At 62.1% G+C, this 17,256-nt stretch carries 13 protein-coding genes; 4 read left to right on the top strand and 9 right to left on the bottom strand.

The window, feature by feature from the left end; all coding sequences use genetic code 11:
- The 4 genes from H9X91_RS08675 to H9X91_RS08660 all read right to left on the bottom strand — a co-directional run.
- On the bottom strand, positions 1 to 458 hold a 458-nt coding region (locus tag H9X91_RS08675; RefSeq protein WP_204804360.1), incomplete at its 3' end, for an electron transfer flavoprotein subunit beta/FixA family protein.
- A 20-nt stretch (positions 459 to 478) separates the two neighbouring features.
- Complete coding sequence (locus H9X91_RS08670; RefSeq protein WP_204804358.1) at positions 479 to 1,621, bottom strand: acyl-CoA dehydrogenase; 1,143 nt, start codon at positions 1,619 to 1,621, stop codon at positions 479 to 481.
- A gap of 37 nt (positions 1,622 to 1,658) precedes the next feature.
- Positions 1,659 to 2,498 (bottom strand): 3-hydroxyacyl-CoA dehydrogenase family protein, encoded by an 840-nt coding sequence (locus tag H9X91_RS08665; protein WP_476739239.1) that lies wholly within the window; start codon positions 2,496 to 2,498, stop codon positions 1,659 to 1,661.
- Positions 2,499 to 2,821: 323 nt separating this feature from the next.
- On the bottom strand, positions 2,822 to 3,580 hold the full coding sequence (locus tag H9X91_RS08660; protein WP_204804354.1) for an alpha/beta fold hydrolase: 759 nt from the start codon (positions 3,578 to 3,580) through the stop codon (positions 2,822 to 2,824).
- 188 nt (positions 3,581 to 3,768) lie between these two features.
- On the opposite strand from H9X91_RS08660, the gene trmB reads away from it, so the two are divergent.
- Positions 3,769 to 4,827, top strand: coding sequence for a tRNA (guanosine(46)-N7)-methyltransferase TrmB (gene trmB, locus H9X91_RS08655; RefSeq protein WP_204804352.1), 1,059 nt, complete (start codon positions 3,769 to 3,771; stop codon positions 4,825 to 4,827).
- Positions 4,828 to 4,983: 156 nt separating this feature from the next.
- Here the strand turns inward: trmB and nifJ are convergent, their stop codons facing one another.
- Positions 4,984 to 8,484 carry a pyruvate:ferredoxin (flavodoxin) oxidoreductase gene (gene nifJ / locus H9X91_RS08650; protein WP_204804350.1) on the bottom strand — a complete coding sequence of 1,167 codons (3,501 nt, stop codon included), beginning with the start codon at positions 8,482 to 8,484 and terminating at the stop codon, positions 4,984 to 4,986.
- Positions 8,485 to 8,774: 290 nt separating this feature from the next.
- Between nifJ and H9X91_RS08645 the strand changes: the two genes are divergently transcribed.
- The 3 genes from H9X91_RS08645 to H9X91_RS08635 all read left to right on the top strand — a co-directional run bounded on the left by H9X91_RS08645 (position 8,775) and on the right by H9X91_RS08635 (position 12,121).
- The gene (locus tag H9X91_RS08645; RefSeq protein WP_204804349.1) at positions 8,775 to 9,386 is read left to right on the top strand and encodes a TetR family transcriptional regulator; all 612 of its coding nucleotides are present in this window, start codon (positions 8,775 to 8,777) and stop codon (positions 9,384 to 9,386) included.
- A gap of 241 nt (positions 9,387 to 9,627) precedes the next feature.
- Entirely contained in the window at positions 9,628 to 10,893 is a 1,266-nt protein-coding gene (locus H9X91_RS08640) for an NAD/NADP-dependent octopine/nopaline dehydrogenase family protein (protein ID WP_204804348.1), read from the top strand.
- Between the two features lie 109 nt (positions 10,894 to 11,002).
- Positions 11,003 to 12,121, top strand: coding sequence for a YkvI family membrane protein (locus H9X91_RS08635; RefSeq protein WP_204804347.1), 1,119 nt, complete (start codon positions 11,003 to 11,005; stop codon positions 12,119 to 12,121).
- A 176-nt stretch (positions 12,122 to 12,297) separates the two neighbouring features.
- Here the strand turns inward: H9X91_RS08635 and H9X91_RS08630 are convergent, their stop codons facing one another.
- From H9X91_RS08630 to H9X91_RS08615, 4 genes are read right to left on the bottom strand one after another with little or no spacing between them, the layout of a single operon-like run.
- A complete protein-coding gene (locus tag H9X91_RS08630) occupies positions 12,298 to 13,722 on the bottom strand; it encodes a DUF4340 domain-containing protein (RefSeq protein ID WP_204804346.1) in 1,425 nt (474 codons plus the stop codon).
- Positions 13,719 to 15,122 (bottom strand): GldG family protein, encoded by a 1,404-nt coding sequence (locus H9X91_RS08625; RefSeq protein ID WP_204804345.1) that lies wholly within the window; start codon positions 15,120 to 15,122, stop codon positions 13,719 to 13,721. The genes H9X91_RS08630 and H9X91_RS08625 overlap by 4 nt, the downstream gene beginning before the upstream one ends.
- Positions 15,122 to 15,985, bottom strand: coding sequence for an ABC transporter permease (locus tag H9X91_RS08620; protein ID WP_204804343.1), 864 nt, complete (start codon positions 15,983 to 15,985; stop codon positions 15,122 to 15,124). The genes H9X91_RS08625 and H9X91_RS08620 overlap by 1 nt, the downstream gene beginning before the upstream one ends.
- The gene (locus tag H9X91_RS08615) at positions 15,982 to 16,929 is read right to left on the bottom strand and encodes an ABC transporter ATP-binding protein (RefSeq protein WP_204804341.1); all 948 of its coding nucleotides are present in this window, start codon (positions 16,927 to 16,929) and stop codon (positions 15,982 to 15,984) included. The genes H9X91_RS08620 and H9X91_RS08615 overlap by 4 nt, the downstream gene beginning before the upstream one ends.
- Between the last annotated feature and the right edge of the window lie 327 nt (positions 16,930 to 17,256).

Here is a 17,256-nt window from a genome sequence, read left to right as displayed (position 1 = left end):
CCGTCCTTCTGGATGTCGGCGGCATAGGTCACCTGGGGCAGGTGCAGCTTCTCGGCGATCTGGGGGCCCACCTGGGCGGTGTCGCCGTCGATGGCCTGCCGGCCGCACAGCACAACGTCATCCTGCTCCACGCCGATCTTGTTGATGGCGGCAGCCAGGATCTGAGAGGTGGCGTATGTATCGGAACCGCCGAACTCACGGGCGGACACCAGCACCGCCTCGTCGGCGCCCATGGCCAGGGCTTCACGGAGCATGCCCGCGGCAGGGGCGGGGCCCATGGTCACCACGATGACCTTGCAGCCGGTGGCGTCCTTGATCTTCAGGGCGGCCTCCAGGGCGTTCATGTCGTCGGGGTTGGTGATGGTCTGCATGGAGGCACGGTTCAGCGTGCCGTCCGGGTTCACCGCCACCTTGCCGGAGGTATCGGGAACCTGCTTGATGGAAACGATGATCTTCATTTTAACCTTTACCTCCTATCTTACTTCACGCCCAGGCGGCTGGAGATGACCATCCGCTGGACCTCGCTGGTACCCTCGTAGATCTCGGTGATCTTGGCGTCGCGCATCATGCGCTCCACGGGATACTCGCGGGTGTAGCCGTAGCCGCCGAACAGCTGGACGGCGCGGCGCGTGACATCGGAGGCAGCCTCAGCGGCGAACAGCTTCGCCATGGAGGCGTCCATGGAATAGTCCTCGTGGTTCTGCTTCTTCATGGCAGCGGCGTACACCAGGTACTGCGCAGCCTGCATCCGGGTGTGCATGTCGGCCAGCTGGAACTGGGTGTTCTGGAACTGGCTCAGGCGCTTGCCGAACTGGACGCGCTCCTGCGTGTACTTGATGGCCTCGTTCACAGCGCCCTCGCCCAGGCCCAGGGCCTGCGCGGCGATGCCGATCCGGCCGCCGTCCAGGGTCTGCATGGCGATCTTGAAGCCCTTGCCCTCTTTGCCCAGCAGGTTCTCCTTGGGGACGATGCAGTCCTCAAAGATCAGGTCGCAGGTGGAGGAGCCGCGGATGCCCATCTTCTTCTCGTGCTTGCCGGTGGAGAAGCCGGGGAAGTCCTTCTCCACAATGAAGGCGGAGATGCCGTGGTTGCCCTTGGACTTGTCGGTCATGGCGAACACCACGAAGGTATCGGCCACGTTGCCGTTGGTGATGAAGCACTTGGAGCCGTTGAGGACATAGTGGTCACCTTCCAGCACCGCCAGGGTCTGCTGGCCGGAGGCGTCGGTGCCGGCATTGGGCTCGGTCAGGCCGAAGGCGCCGATCTTCTTGCCGCTCAGCAGGTCGGGCAGGTACTTACGCTTCTGCTCCTCGGTGCCGTGCTCAAAAATGGGGGCGCAGCACAGGGAGGTGTGGGCGGAAACGATGACAGCAGTGGTGCCGCAGACCTTGGCCAGCTCCTCCACGCACATGGCGTAGGACAGAACATCGCCGCCGGCGCCGCCGTACTCCTTGGGGAAGTAAATTCCCATCATCCCCAGCTTGGCCATCTTCTCGACGGTCTCCATGGGGAACCGCTCTTCCTCGTCGATCTCCTCAGCCAGAGGCTTGACCTCGTTCTCGGCGAATTCACGGTACATCTTCCGGAGCATCTGCTGCTCGTTTGTCAGATGAAAATCCATATACCATTAACTCCTTTACTTGTTGGTGCTTGGGAAATCACTTGGAATAGTCGTAGAAGCCCTTGCCGGTCTTCTTGCCCAGCAGGCCGCCGCGGACCATCTTGCGCAGCAGCAGCGCGGGACGGTACTTGGAGTCGCCGGTCTCGTTGTACAGAGTCTCCATGATGGCCAGGCACACGTCCAGGCCGATGAAGTCGCCCAGAGCCAGGGGGCCCATGGGGTGGTTGGCGCCCAGCTGCATGGCCTTGTCGATGTCGGCCACGGAGGCGACGCCGGTCTCCACCAGGCCGATGGCCTCGTTGATCATGGGGATCAGGATCTTGTTCACCACGAAGCCGGGGGCCTCCGCCACCTCGACGGGCTCCTTGCCGATCTCCTGGGACAGCTTATAGACGAAATCGAAGGTCTCCTGGGTGGTGTTGGCGCCCCGGATGATCTCCACCAGCTTCATGCTGGGCACGGGATTGAAGAAGTGCATGCCGATGACAGGATGCTTCAGGCCGTTGCCCATCTCGGTGATAGACAGAGAGGAGGTATTGGAGGCAAAGATGGCCTCGGGCTTGCACATGGCGTCCAGCTCGTTCAGCAGCTCCTTCTTGGTGGCCATATCCTCCTTGACGCACTCGATGATGAGATCGGCGTCGGCGCAGGCGGACTTCTCCTCCACCAGCACGTTGGCCAGCAGTGCGTCCACGGCCTCCTGGGTCATCTTGCCCTTCTCCACCCGCTTCTGCAGGGAGGCGGCCAGCTTATCCTTGTGCTTCTGGGCGGAAGCGACGGAGCTTGCATACATCAGGGCGGTGTGGCCCTTCGCTGCGAAAACCTGTGCGATGCCGCTGCCCATGGTACCTGCGCCAAAAACTGCAACCTTCATGATGTTTCCTCCTGTTTTTATGAATTAAAATTGTATGGTCCCTTGCTGGATATCCCCCGGCGGGCCGGGGTGCCAACGGGGGCGTTTTCCCCCGCGAGAAGACAGGGTGCCGCCTATATTGCCAATTTACTCACAATCTTTATTATAGGGTCCGCCGCCACATTTATCAAGTATAATTTGTATGTTCAGCGGGCCATTTCGCGCTTTTTTACACTTCGTACAAATTGCTCGTTAAATCTTATACAATTTTGTTAACGCATTAACAAAACAGGTCCCCTCCGGGCCGGATCCCGGCCGGATCGCCCTGGAATACAGACATTCTCCGCTCATTCTCTTTCCGTCAAAAATGCCAAAACCGCCCGGGCCGCATCCTCCGCCCGGGTGAGCACCGCCGGGTGCCCGCCGGACGGGAACAGGCACACGGAGGCACAGGGGATCTGCGCCGCCATGGCCGTGTATTCCGCCTCCAGATCCAGCCGGCACATAGGGTCCTCCCGGCTCCCCATCAGCAGCACCGGAGGCTTCATCTGCTCCAGCGGGCGGCAGAACAGCGGCCGTCCGGCGGCCGCGCACCGCAGGAGGGCATCTGTGTCCCGGTCCACCACCGCCTCCCAGTTCGGCCCCTGGCACCACTCGTAAAACCCCCGGGCCGCCGGGTCCTGTTTGGCTCTGTCCCGCTCCGCCGCCAGATCCCGGGAAAAGCCCGGGTGGAGCGTCCGGCCGTCAAAGCTGTCCGCCGCCACGGCTCCTATCGCGTCGGGCGCCAGCAGGGCGGCATTCACGGCGGTCCAGGCGCCGCCGCTGGTCCCCAGCAGGCAGGGCCGTTCATAGCCCGCTTCCCGGATCAGTGCCAGGACCTGCCGGGCCTGATCCTGCCACATGTCCGTGGGAAATGATGCCACCCGGTCCGAGCGGCCGTTTCCCAGGAAATCCAGCAGCACGCACCGGAAATGGGGCGTGTAGAGGGGCAGCAGCGGCTCAAACAGCCGGGACGAGGCGGTATTGCCGTGGAGAAAGATCAGAGTCGGTCCCTCACCTGCCTCCTGATACCAGAGGCTCCTGCCGCAGTAGGGCACATAGGGCATCGGGGTCCCCCCTTTCCTGTTTCGGCCATCATATCATGTTCTCCAATGCCGCGCAAGCCGGGAAATCGTGTCACGGCATTTACATCGCCGGGTCTGTGTGATACAATGACATCCTGAATTTGCGGAGGGCCCTTTGGCGGGCGCTCCTGAAAACGGGTCGCCGAGCGATCCCAGGAGGATGTTGCAATATGCGGATGCGGAAGAAAAAGAACCTGATCCCCCGGATGGAGCGCTGCGGCGACCGTTTGATCCGGGAGCCCTATGCCATGCCCGGCAAGTGGCGGGAGCTGATGCCCCAGGCCCGGGAGCTGCGGCTGGAGCTGGGCTGCGGCAAGGGCCGCTTCACTGCCGGGACCGCCGCGGCGGAGCCGGATGTGCTGTTCATCGCCGTGGAGCGGGTGCCGGACGCCATGGTCATGGCCATGGAGCGGTGCGTGGCCCAGGGGCTCACCAACGTCTATTTCATCGACGCCAACGCCGACCAGCTGCCCCTGTTCTTCGCCCCCGGCGAGGTGGACCGGATCTACATCAACTTCTGCGACCCCTGGCCCAGCAACCGCCACGCCAAGCGGCGCCTGACCCACGGCAACTTCCTGCGGCTGTACCGGCAGGTGCTGAAGATGGGCGGCCAGATCCACTTCAAGACGGACAACCAGGACCTGTTCACCTTCTCCATCGAAGAACTGCCCCTGTTCGGCTTCCAGCTGTCCGAGGTCACCCGGGATCTCCATGCGAACGGCCCGGTGGGCGTCATGACGGACTACGAGGCCAAGTTCCATGATCAGGGTCTGCCCATCTGCCGGTGTGTGGGCACCATGGTCCCCTGGGAGGAGCCCTTCCCCACCGACATCCGGCGGGTGAAAAACCGCTGGCTGGATGTCTTTGCCGACGGCGTGTCCGAGGCGGACCTGGGGAAGCACGTGCTGTCGGAGGGCAGTTACCTGTGGCATCTCTTCTCCTGGGAGCTGGTGCCCTGCCTCTCCGGCGACGCCGCCCGACAGGCGCTGGCAGCGGCCCCTGGGGAGAAATACCTTTTCTATTATGAATATCCGCCGGAGGGCGAACCCCTGGTGCGGCCGGTGACGGCGGAGGAGCTGGCAGCCCTGCCCACAGACGCAGGCGCCATTCCCGGGGCAGACTGGTACCTGGTGGACAAGGACTTCACCTGGACGTATGTCCAGACCCATGAGGCGGACTGCGGACCGTATTTCTGCCGGAGAGATCCCTCTCTTTCGGTCTCCGGCTGAGAGCCCAGGGTCCCGTATCCGAAGAAAGACGAAAACCGAACCACCCCCTGAGAGATCCGGAGGGCCGGCATTGGCGCCGGTGTTCACGGATTTCTCAGGGGGTGGTTCTTCAAAGCTTTGGGGCCGGGCTCCGCGGGAACGCCTATGCTCCGGCGGTCAGCCCTCTGTCAGGCGGAGATAGCTCTCGTACCGCTCCCTGGCGTCCCGCGCTGCCTTTTCGTACAGCTCCTGGGCCTTCTCCGAGAAGGAGAGCTGCAAGGAGGCATAGCGGTTCTCCCCCAGCAGGAACTGCTGGAAGTCGCCGGTGGGGGCCTTGGAGTCCAGGGTGAAGGGGTTCTTCCCCTCCGCCTTCAGCCGGGGATCATAGCGGTACAGATGCCAGTAGCCGCACTCCACCGCCTTCTTCTCCTCCAGCTGGCTCAGGCCCATGCTGGCCTTCATGCCGTGCTCGATGCAGGGGCAGTAGCAGATCACGATGGAGGGCCCGTCGTAGGACTCCGCCTCCCGGATGGCCCGCAGAGTCTGGCCGGGGTCCGCCCCCATGGCCACCTGGGCCACGTACACGTAGCCGTAGCTCATGGCCATCATCCCCAGGTCCTTCTTCTTCGTGACCTTGCCGCCGGCGGAGAACTTGGCGATGGCCCCCGCCGCCGTGGCCTTGGAGGACTGTCCGCCGGTGTTGGAGTACACCTCCGTGTCCAGCACCAGCACGTTGATGTCCTTGCCGGAGGCCAGCACGTGATCCAGGCCGCCGTAGCCGATATCGTAGGCCCAGCCGTCGCCGCCGAAGGCCCAGACGCTCTTCTTGGTGAGATACTCCCGGTTCTGCCGGATGAAGTCCGCCGCGTCGCTGGGGTCGTCTTCAATGGCGACCAGCAGCGCGTCGCTGACCGCACGGGAGCCCTTCGCGTCCGTGCCCTTTTCCAGATAATCCCGGCAGGCCTCCGCCGCTTCGCCCCGGTCCAGCAGGGTCTGGACCTTCTCCCGCAGCTGCCGCTGGATGGCGTCCTGGCCAAGCAGATAGCCGTAGGCGTACTCCGCATTGTCCTCGAACAGGCTCATGGCCCAGGCGGGGCCGTGCCCCTGTTTGTCCGTGCAGTAGGGGGAGGAGGGCGTGGAGCCGCCGTAGGCGGAGGAACAGCCGGAGGCGTTGGTGATGTACATCCGGTCCCCGAACAGCTGGGTCACCAGCTTGATGTAGGGCGTCTCGCCGCAGCCGGCGCAGGCGCCGGAGAACTCGAAGTAGGGCTTAGCGAACTGGGAGGCCTTCACATTCTTGTCGCTGACGGCGTCGTCCTTGATGGTCACCGTCTCCACAGCGTAGGTCCAGTTCTCCGCCTCTTTCACCTGGCTCTCCAGAGGCTGCATGGCGATGGCGGTCTCCTTGGCCAAACACACGTTGACGCAGCTGCCGCAGCCGGTGCAGTCGTAGGGGGAGACCTGGATGCGGTAGGTGTACTTCCCGTTCATGCCCCGGGCCGGCACCGTCTCAAAGCCCGCGGGCTTGGCGGCCTCCTCGGCGCTGTCCAGCAAAATGGGCCGGATGGCGGCGTGGGGGCACACCAGGGAGCACTGGTTGCACTGGATGCACTTGGCAGCGTCCCAGGCCGGGACCTCCACGGCGGCGCCCCGCTTCTCGTACTGAGAGGTGCCCGCGGGCCAGGTGCCGTCCTCCAGGCCGTACTTCACCATGGCGGACACCGGCAGCCGCTCTCCCTCCTGCCGGTTCATCACGGCCACCACGTCCTGGATAAAAGCGGGAGCCGTGTCGGCCTTGGGCTCGTCCTGGGCGTCCAGCCAGCGCTCCGGGATCTGCACCTCATGGAGCTCGTTGATGCCATGGTCGATGGAGGCGCAGTTCATGTCCACCACCGCCTGGCCCTTCTTCTTGTAATACGTCTTGTAGATGGCGTCCTTCATCTCCGCCACCGCCTGGTCGATGGGGATCACGCCGGTGAGGGCGAAGAAGGCCGCCTGGAGGACGGTGTTGGTGCGGCTGCCCAGCCCCAGCTTCCGGGCGATGCCGATGGCGTCGATGGTATAGAACCTGGCGTGCTTTTCCGCCAGCGCCCGCTTCATGGAGGCGGGCAGGTTCTGTTCCAGCCCCGCCTCGTCCCAGGGGCAGTTCAGCAGGAAGGTGCCGCCCTCCTTCAGATTGCGCACCATGTCGTACTTGTGGACGTAGGAGGGGTTGTGGCAGGCCACGAAGTCCGCCTTGGTGATCAGGTAGGGAGAGCGGATGGGCGTTTTTCCGAACCGTAGGTGGCTCTGGGTCAGGCCGCCGGACTTCTTGGAGTCGTAGACGAAGTAGGCCTGGCAGTACAGGTCCGTGGCGTGGCCGATGATCTTGATGGAGTTCTTGTTGGCGCCCACCGTGCCGTCGGACCCCATGCCCCAGAACTCGGCGCTGGTCTGCCCGGCGGGGGAGGTCTCGATCTCCGTCACCGGCAGGGACGTGTGAGTCACGTCGTCCACGATGCCGATGGTGAAATTGCCCTTGGGCTTCTCCTGCTTCAGGTTCTCGTACACCGCCAGGATCTGGCCCGGGGTGGTGTCCTTAGAGGAGAGGCCGTACCGGCCCCCCACGATGGTCATGGGGATGCCCCGCTCCTGGTAGACCGTGCACACGTCCTGGTACAGGGGCTCGCCCATGGCGCCGGGCTCCTTGGTCCGGTCCAGCACCGCCAGGCGTTTGCAGGAGGCGGGCACGGCAGCCAGGAAGTGCTCGGCGGAGAAGGGCCGGTACAGGTGGACGTTGATGAGACCCACCTTCTCCCCCCGGGCTGTGAGGTAGTCCACAGTCTCCTTGGCGGTCTCGGCGGCGGAGCCCATGAGGATCACCACCCGCTCCGCGTCCGGCGCGCCGTAGTAGTCGAAGAGATGGTGGGTGCGGCCGGTCAGCTTCCCGATCTCCGCCATGTAGTGCTCCACCGCCTCCGGGATGGCGGCGAACTTCTCATTGCAGGCCTCCCGGCACTGGAAGAAGATGTCCGGGTTCACCGTGGTGCCACGGGTGGCGGGGTGCTCCGGGTTCAGGGAATGGGCCCGGAAGGCCTTCAGGGCGTCCATGTCCACCAGCGGGCGCAGATCCTCGTAGTCCAGAACCTCGATTTTCTGGATCTCGTGGGAGGTGCGGAAGCCATCGAAAAAGTGGAGGAAGGGCATCCGGCAGTGGATGGCCGCCAGATGGGCCACCGCCCCCAGATCCATCACCTCCTGGGGTGAGGAGGACGCCAGCAGGGAGAACCCGGTCTGCCGCACCCCCATCACGTCGGAGTGGTCCCCGAAGATGGACAGGGCGTGGGCGGACAGTGTCCGGGCAGAGACGTGGAACACCCCAGGCAGCATCTCGCCCGCGATCTTGTACATGTTGGGGATCATCAGCAGCAGGCCCTGGGAGGCCGTGTAGGTGGTGGTCAGGGCGCCGGACTGCAGCGAGCCGTGGACCGTGCCGGCGGCGCCGCCCTCGGACTGCATCTCCACCACCTGCACCGGCTGGCCGAACAGGTTCTTCTTCCCGTTGGCCGCCCACTCGTCCACGTGTTCCGCCATGGGCGACGACGGCGTGATGGGGAAGATCCCCGCCACCTCCGTGAACGCGTAGGAGATGTAGGCGGCCGCCTGATTGCCGTCCATCAGTTCAACTTTGCTCTGCATACTGTTTCCTCCTTGTCTGATCCGGGCGCACCGGCCGCACTCGGAAAATATCCATTTATTGACTGTCAGTCAATCATATCCATAGTTATTCTATTGACTGTTTGCGCACTTGTCAAGCTCTCCTGCGGAATTCTGCAGGATGCCCAAACTCCTAGCTGGAAAACTGTGCAAAATCTGCAATTGGCCCCAAGGCGGCCGCCGCGTGATCGAGAATTGACTTTTGGCCCCCGTTGAAGTATTCTAAACAGTAAGATGATTTCGTTGATCTCTCTTGAAGGGAAGTTGTTTACGTGAATAAGCCAACCGATCCCGCCTCCCGTCCTACAAAGCGGCAAAGCCAGGCCCAGAAGACAAAACGAAAGCTCTATGAGGCCGGCATTCGTGCCATCAATGAACAGGGATTTCACGCCGTGACGGTGGAGGATATCACCACGGCGGCCCATGTGGCAAAGGGCAGCTTTTACACCCATTTCAAGTCTAAAGAGGATCTGGTCTTCTCCACACTGGCCTATTCCGATGAGATCTATGCCCAGGCCTATCAGCAGGTTCAGGAACTGTCCTTTCTCCCCATGATCACCCAATTCGTCCGTCTCTCCTATCCGGAGTACGAAAAGCGGGGAAAAGGGATCATCCGGGCGATGGTGTCCAACTATTTCACGCAAAACGACCAAGAGTACTACGGAGACGACCGGGTCCTGCTGCAGTGCCTGCGAGGGATCGTGGACCGCGGAAAGCAGGACGGTCTGCTGGATGAGCGCATCTCTACCAATGAATATGCGCACATCCTTCTCTCTACCATGATCGGTGTGGAGATCCTGTGGTGCTTTGACAAACAGGGCCGCAGCCTTGCCGATATGATGGAGCAGGCGGTTCGCGTAACGGCCCGCGGCATGATCCGCTGACAGCCGCCGTGTTTTCCGAATGCCTCCCTGTTAAATCCTCTCTCTGCTGAAAGAGCACAGTCCATGGATGGGGCTGTGCTCTTTGTCTGTTTCTTGTTGAAACCAAACAAAACTCTTTCAAAATAATTGTCCAGTTTTGTGTCTTTACAAAATGCCGCCTTCCGCATATACTGAATATCAGTCAATGACTAATAGTCACCAAAATTTCAGCCACAGGCTGACCAAACGAGAGGACGACTGTATGGACATGCGTTATCTGAAGGATATGCCGATTGCCATTTTGGGTGCCGGCGCCGTGGGCAAGACCATGGCGGCCGACTGTGCCATGGGCGGCAAGGAAGTCCGCCTCTGGGACCAGCCCCGCTTTGCCAAGACCAACTTCACCAATATCGAAAAAACCGGCATCACCCTCAGCGGCAACCAGTTCAGCTATTTCGGGTTCCAGCGCAAGGGCAACGTGAAGATCGCCCTGGCCACCGACGACATGGCCAAGGCCGTCAAGGGTGCCGGCATCATCATCGTGGCCACCGTGGCCATCGCCCACGAGGATGTGTTCCGGCAGCTGATCCCCCTGCTGGAGGACGGTCAGGTCATCCACATCCTGCCGGACAACTGCGGCACCTTCGTCTGCCGCAAGCTGATGCGGGAGATGGGCTGCACCAAGAAGGTCATCGTGGGCGCCTGGTACACGGCCCCTTACGGCATCCGCATCGTCCGCCGGGGCGGCGTGACCACCAACGAGTGCAAGGTCGAGGACCGCATCACCACCATCCGTGGCTGCGCACTGCCGGACACGGACACCGATGACTTCATGGCCTCTGCCTGGTACATCCCCGCCTTTGACGCCATCATGGACGCCGACGGTGAAGTCACCGTCTCCAAGAAGGGCGAGGTCTTCCAGCACGGCTTCGTCCGGGGCAACACGGTCCTGGACATCAACCTGTCCAACGTGAACCCGGTCATCCACGTGCCCGGCGCGGTCCTGGGCGCCGCTGTCATGCAGAACTTCGACAAGGTGCTGGATCAGGAGATGAAGAACTACTCCCTGTACGGCTTCGCCCTGTGCCCCGCCATCGCCGAGGTCCAGGCCCGGTTCTGGGAGGAGGAAAAAGCCCTGGCCGCCGCCATGGAGGTGGGCCTGTGCACTGTCAACTATGAGGACTTCTTCTCCCGCACCACCATGTACGGCAAGGAGTATATGGGCCCCGACTTCGCCGTCCCCTTCACGGAGAAGTATGAGAACTTCTTCGGCGACGGTCCCTTCGACCTGGAGAATCGCTACATCACCGAGGACGTGCCCGTGGGCTGTTACTTCATGAGCCAGCTGGGCAGGAAATACGGTGTGCCCACCCCCATCATCGACTCCATGATCCTGCTGGCCAGCACCATGCTGAAGCGGGACCTGGCCAAGGAAAGCAAGTACACACTGGATTATCTGGACATCGGCCACATGACCCACGAGCAGCTCCACAAATATCTGCGGGAGGGCGTCTTCACCGAGAAATGACCATGCGGAAGCGGGACTGCGGCCTTGACGCCGCAGTCCCTCCCCAGTACGGGATGCCCCGCCGGGCGGAGCATCCCCTTCAAGATCATATCGTAAGAGGAGGCGCAACATGCGTAAGGAACGAAGCGGATTGATGCAGGTCCTTGCTGTAGCCGGGGCGTACACCGCCTACCACATCGGCTCCGGCTTTGCCACCGGAAATGAGATCGCCCAGTTTTTCGTCTCCTGGGGCGGCGTCTGGCCGTTTATCGTGTTCGCGGTGGCGGCGCTCTTCGCCGCCGGTATCAACTACATCATGTACACGACCGGCTGCCTGGTCCACTTCAACAAGTCCAATGAATGCTACTACTATTACTGCGGAAAATACATCGGCAAGATCTTCGACTACTACGTCTACATCACGCTGGTGGCCTTCATCATGGTGATGATCACCGGCAGCGGCGCCACCATCCGCCAGTACTTTGACCTGCCCGAGTACGTAGGTACCATCGGCATGGGCGTGGTCTGCGCGCTGGTGGCCTGTCTGGGATTGCGGAAGCTAGTAGATGTGCTGGGCTGTATCGGGATCATCATCATGGTGTTTACTGTGAGCTGCGGCATCTACATGATCCTCACAGCTGACGTTTCTCCGCTGGAGGGTGCTAAAAACACCGCCCAGTATGTTGCGGAGGGCAAGATCCTCCAGCCCACCGTCCTGGGGATCAAAAACCCCATTCTGGCTGGTCTGTCCTACGGCGGCGTGCTGATGCTGGCCCTGCCCTGGGTCACCTCCATGGGCAGTCTGCTCAAATCCAAAAAGCAGGCCGCCGCCACGTCCGTCCTCTCCGCCCTGTTCCTGTTTGCGGCGGCGTTCTCCGTGGCGCTGGCCCTGATGCTGAATCTGGACGACGTGGCGGGGTCCCAGATTCCCATGCTGGCGGCGGTCCAGGCGCACCTGCCCTTCCTGGCCGGTTTCTACTCCATCGTCATCATTCTGGGCATCTTCACAACTGCCACCGGTCAGCTCTTCATCCTGGCGGACCGTTTTTCCCAGCAAGGCACCAAGAAGTTCTACGCCATCGTCTTCGGCACCGTGGCCTTCGGCATCGCCACTGGCAGCTTCATCCCCTTCACCACCATCGTGAACATCGTCTACTCGGTTCTGGGGCTGTCCGGCGTGATCCTCTCCGTCTTCCTGCTGGTGAAGATCATCCGTGTGCGTCGGTCCGGCGCGGCAGAGGCCGGCTGAATTCTCGAAGTCCCATCAAAACACACCTGCCGCTGCTGCGATATACAGGAGCAGCTGCTGTTTGAAGCCTTCCTTCAAAAGGGCGGGCCGGAGATCTCCGGCCCGCCCTTTTGGTGCGTCTTTTCTCCCCCGGGCATCTTTTGCAGATATGCCCCCACAGGGATCCTGCCCGCTGCTCAGTTCAATACGATGGCGTTCACGGCCTCGATCAGATCCACTGCCTGGCTGCGGGGGACTGTGCCGATCTGCTCGCCGTCCACTTCGGCGACGCAGCTCTCTCCGTCCGCCCGATAGAGCGTGATCCCGATCTCCGGACTGCCATCCAGATCCAGCACAGCCGTAAGGGAGATCTCTGCCTCGCCGGCAGTCCCGCTCTCGAAGCTGCTGGCGGAAAGCGCCGTGAGCGCGTCCTCCACACCGGAGAGATCCGCCTCTTCCTCTCCGTAGGTCCATTGGGCATCTGTGTCCTCTCCAGTCTCCGCAGTGCGGGTAAAGGTATAGGACTGCCCGTCCAGTGTGACCGTGAGGCTCTGCACATCCTCAAACTCCGCCGGGAGGATCTCGCTGTGGCGGAGATCGTCATAGGTGCAGGCCATGATCTGCGCGAGGTCCTCATAGCTGATCTCATAGATGATGGTGCTCTCCCCCACCCGCAGGTAGGCGACAGAGTCCTCATAGGCCGAGGCGTCCTCATCCTCCGATCCCAGGGCCGCCGCCACCTCCGACCAGGGGGTCTCCCGGTCCGCCGGGGCGCGGGAGACTGCCACCGTGATGATCTCCGTCTCCTCGGTCTCCAGATCCGGATACTCCACGGTGACCGTCAGCTCCGGATCGTCCAGGCTGTACTCCGCCAGATCTGCCTCCGCTGCCTTGTAAGTGGCATAATCATTGAGGCTCATGCCGCTGAGGTGCGAGAGGTAGCTGTCCAGCTTGTCCGTGTCCAGCGGTCTGCCGTCCAGATAGTAATCGTCCTCCTTCCGGTAGGAGTCTCCATTTTCATCCCGCCGGATGGTCTGATCCTCCGCCCCGCCGAAGGCGACGGACTCCACCTCCGCAAAAGCGGGGATGTCATCGCCCCGCAGAAAGTCGTCCAGCGTGGCCTCATAGACGTCCATCGGGTCCTCATTCACCAGATAGACGCTCCCGTCCCCCAGAGAGAGGTACCGCTGGCTGTCCATCTCGCTGTAATCGCCCACCAAGATCTCATAGTCTGTCTCCCCGGCGGTGATGTCAATGGAGCAGATCGGATCCTCCAGGCCGTACTGGGCATAGTCCGTCACATCCTCAATGACGAATGCCGCACGCAGCTGGGCGAACTGGTCCAGCAGCTCCTGCAGCTTTTCCGCGTCCACGGGGAATGCCTCGTCACCGTCGTAGAGCCAGTCCCCATCTTTGTGGAAGGACAGGGACACCGTTCCGCCGTCCTCATCCGTATAGGTCCAGGAGACGGCCGTAGCCGTATTCGCCGGCAGCTCGAACACCACCTCGCCGCTCTCCCGGATGTCCTCCCGGGCTTTTTCGGAAAGGCTGACGCCCACGGCGGCACCCACCGTGACCACCAGGATGCCGGACAGCAGGATCAGCCTCGTCTTTCTCGTCATTTCTGCAGCCTCCTTCTCCGTACCACCACAGCGATGCCCGCCCCCAGGAACGCCAGGGGGATCAGGCCGATCATCAGCACCTGAAGCAGTCCGCTGACGCTGTCGCTGATGGTGAGATAGTTGTAATTGAGGGATTTTGCCCGGATGGACAGTGTCTCGCTCTCGCCGATGAGCTGACTGACCGCGTTCATGGTGAAGTTCACATTGGCGCCGGAGCTGTAGGCGTTGTACATATCGTCCAGGTAAGCCGAGGAGCTGATCCAGATCAGCCCGCCGCCGTTTTCATAGGATGCCTCTACCGCCAGGGAGAAGGGGCCGTCGATATCCCCGTCCTCCTTTTCATAGGTGGCCATGTCATAGCCGGCCAGCTTGCTGTAGGCCGCATCAGAGGTGGACAGCAGGCTGGTCACCGTGGCGCTGGTGGTATTCTCCCCCACCGTCAGGCCCACGGCCAGCGGCAGGATGACATAGTATCCCTCCTCCGCGAGAGGCGTTGTGATATCGCTCTCCGCCAGATCCGGCATCAGCGCCGCAGGGGAGGAAAAGGCATAGTGCTCCCGGTCCCCCTCGACGACGATCCCGTCCGCCGCCGTGACGCCATAGGGCTCCAGGAGGCCATAGAGATTGGGCAGCTCCTCATCCTCCACCGGCCCGGCCATCACCAGAAGGCGGCCGCCGTCCTCCACATAGCCTGCCAGCATCTCCCGCTCCGCTTCGGAGATGTCGCTTTGGGGCGCGTATACGATCAGACACGCGGCGTCCTCAGGGATCTTGTCGCTGTTCAGAAGGGACAGCTCTTCTACCAGGATGTTCTCCTTTTCCAGGTCATCGGCAAAGGTGGCAGGCAGCTCTCCCTCCCCGTGGCCGGTGAGGGTGTAGACCACCGGCTGGTCGGGGTTCGTCACATAGTCGATGGCGGAGGTGATGGCCCCCTCGCCGTCGAAGCTGGTGCTGTAGCTGTAGGAGTAAAGGGACGCATCTGTCAGGTAGATATCCGTATTGCTGATATACCGGCTGCGGTCGCCGCACTCCACCACCAGGGAGTTGTTGTAGACCGTGCCGTCCGTATACTGCTCCGCGAAGGTGGGGTACACGTCCGGATTGCGCTTTTCCACGGTGATGTGGTCTGAGAGGCTCTCGTACCGGTCCAGCAGCTTTTCGATCACCGCATCCTCCTCGCCGGCCTGGACGATCCAGTAGATGGTCACATCCTCCGTCAGCGCGTTCACCACGCTCTTGGTGTTGCTGGTGACGGAGTAGAGCTTGCTGGCACTGATGTCGTACTCCGTGGAGCTGGACGGCAGGGCGGAGAACAGCACGTTCACCGCCACCAGGATGGCCAGCACCACAGCGGTCATGACGGCGGAATAGGCCCCGCCCCGCATGGCGTTCTTCTTCATCAGTTATACCTCCTCTTCTCCAGGGACTGCACGGAGAGGAACAGAAAGAACCCGATGACGCTGAGATCGAACACCACGGCCTTTACATCGAACACCCCGTTGACAAACACATAGAATCGCTCAAAGAGGGACAGCGCGCTCATGATCTCCGGCAGCAGGCCCTCCAGCGCCTCCCGGTCGAGATTGTACAGGGCGATGGAGGCCGCGCTGAGGCCGAAGCCGGTCCAGTAGCCCAGGGTGCCGTTCCCTGTCAGCAGCTTGAGGAGGAGGCCCGCGGCACAGCTGATGGCCACCAGGGCGATGACACTGCCCAGGGCGGAGGAGGACATATACTCCGAGAGGCTGACGCTGTAGTAGTTGAACAGGATCACCGCGATGCCGATGCCGGCGGCCAGGCCCTGGTTGTCCGTCAGGGACGAGATGAACACTCCCACGGCCAGCAGCGCCGCCCCCAGCAGGAAGAAGGCGAAGAGGCTGCCGTAGCTGGTGGGCAGGTACACCTCGCCGAACCGGGCGAAGATCAGCGGGTACACAGCGATGATGGCCAGGGGCACCAGGTACAGCACCAGCAGTGCCGCGTACTTGCCCAGGATCACCTCCGTGGTGGAGACCGGCAGGGCATAGAGCAGCTGGTCCGTCTTCTGACGCCGCTCCTCCGCCAGCACCCGCATGGCCAGAATGGGTGCGATGACCACAAACGCCAGGGAGCTCAGGGACAGCACATATTCAAAGTTGCTGACCGCCGCCTGGATGTTGTACATCATCGCGCCGATCCCCACGAAGCAGAGCAGGAACGCCGCAAAGACCCAGGCCGTGAGCGAGTGGAAATAGCTTCTGAGCTCATGTGTGAAGATCGCGCTCAAGCCGTCTCGCCTCCTTCCGTCAGCTCCAGGAAGATGTCCTCCAGGCTGGGCTTTTTGACGCCCAGCTCACACAGGGCACATCCACTGGAGGCAAATGTCTGAAAGATGGCCTGGGAGAGCGCGTAGATGTCCTCTGTCCCGGAAGCCACCGCCAGCTGCGAGCGGTCCGGGCCGTCCGCCCTGACCGTGATGCCCGCCACGCCGGGAAGCGCCTCCACCAGAGCCCGGGCCCGCTGGGCATCCGTCTCCGCCGTGATGGTGATCTCCCCGGGCGCGGCCAGCCGCTCCTCCAGCTTTTCCGGCGCATCGAAGGCCACCAGCTTTCCGTGGGCGATGATGAGGATCTTGCTGCACATGGTCTGCACCTCAGAGAGGATGTGGGAACTGATCAGCACGGTCCGGCTCCTGCCAAGGGCGCTGATCAGCGACCGGATCTCCAGGATCTGCAGGGGGTCCAGCCCCACTGTCGGCTCGTCCAGGATCACGATCTCCGGCTCGCCCAGCAGCGCCTGGGCGATGCCCACCCGCTGCCGGTAGCCCTTGCTGAGGGCATCGATGCGCCGGCTGCGCATCTCGCCGATGCCGGTCTCCTCGATGGCATCCTCGATCTCTCTCCGCAGAGCATCTCCCCGCAGGCCCTTTGCCTCGCCCACGAATCGCAGATACTCTGCCGGCGTCTCCCCCAGGTAGAGAGGCGGCTGTTCCGGCAGATAGCCGATCCGCCGCTTGGCCTCCTTCGGCTGCTCGTAGATGTCATAGCCGGAGATCCTGACTGTGCCGCTGGTGGCGGACAGGCAGCCGGTCATGATGTTCATTGTCGTGGACTTGCCGGCGCCGTTGGGGCCCAGAAAGCCGTAGACACCGTCATCCGAGATCTCAAAACTCAGGTCGTCCACGGCGGTGACCTTCCCATACCGCCGGGTCAAATGTTCAACTTGAAGCATGATGCGCCTCCTTTTGCGGTTAATGTGAATATTTTAGGGACCGGACCTTAAATGGAAGTTAAAAGCGGCAAAAATCTGGTCCGCAGGTCTGCTCCGGCTTTCAGCCGTCTGTCCGCTGCGCGGTCCCTTCCCCTTTCCGAAAATTTTTTGAATTTTTACCGTATGGATAAAACCCGGCCCATCGCAGCGGTGTCTCATTCACAGAAAGGCTCCGATGGGCCAGCGGAGGGAAGCCGTTCCGAACGGCTTTGTCCCTGATCAGAGTTCCCGCCGGCTGTCCCCGGACGCCCTGCAGCTCACCGGATCTGAAGTGATCGATAAAAGGAG

Origin of the sequence: Oscillibacter valericigenes, from assembly GCF_016902445.1 — a bacterium.
GTDB classification, from domain to species: Bacteria; Bacillota; Clostridia; order Oscillospirales; family Oscillospiraceae; genus Oscillibacter; species Oscillibacter avistercoris.
The sequence above is the reverse complement of the archived record's forward strand: the minus strand, read 5'-3'. Positions and strand labels throughout refer to the sequence as shown.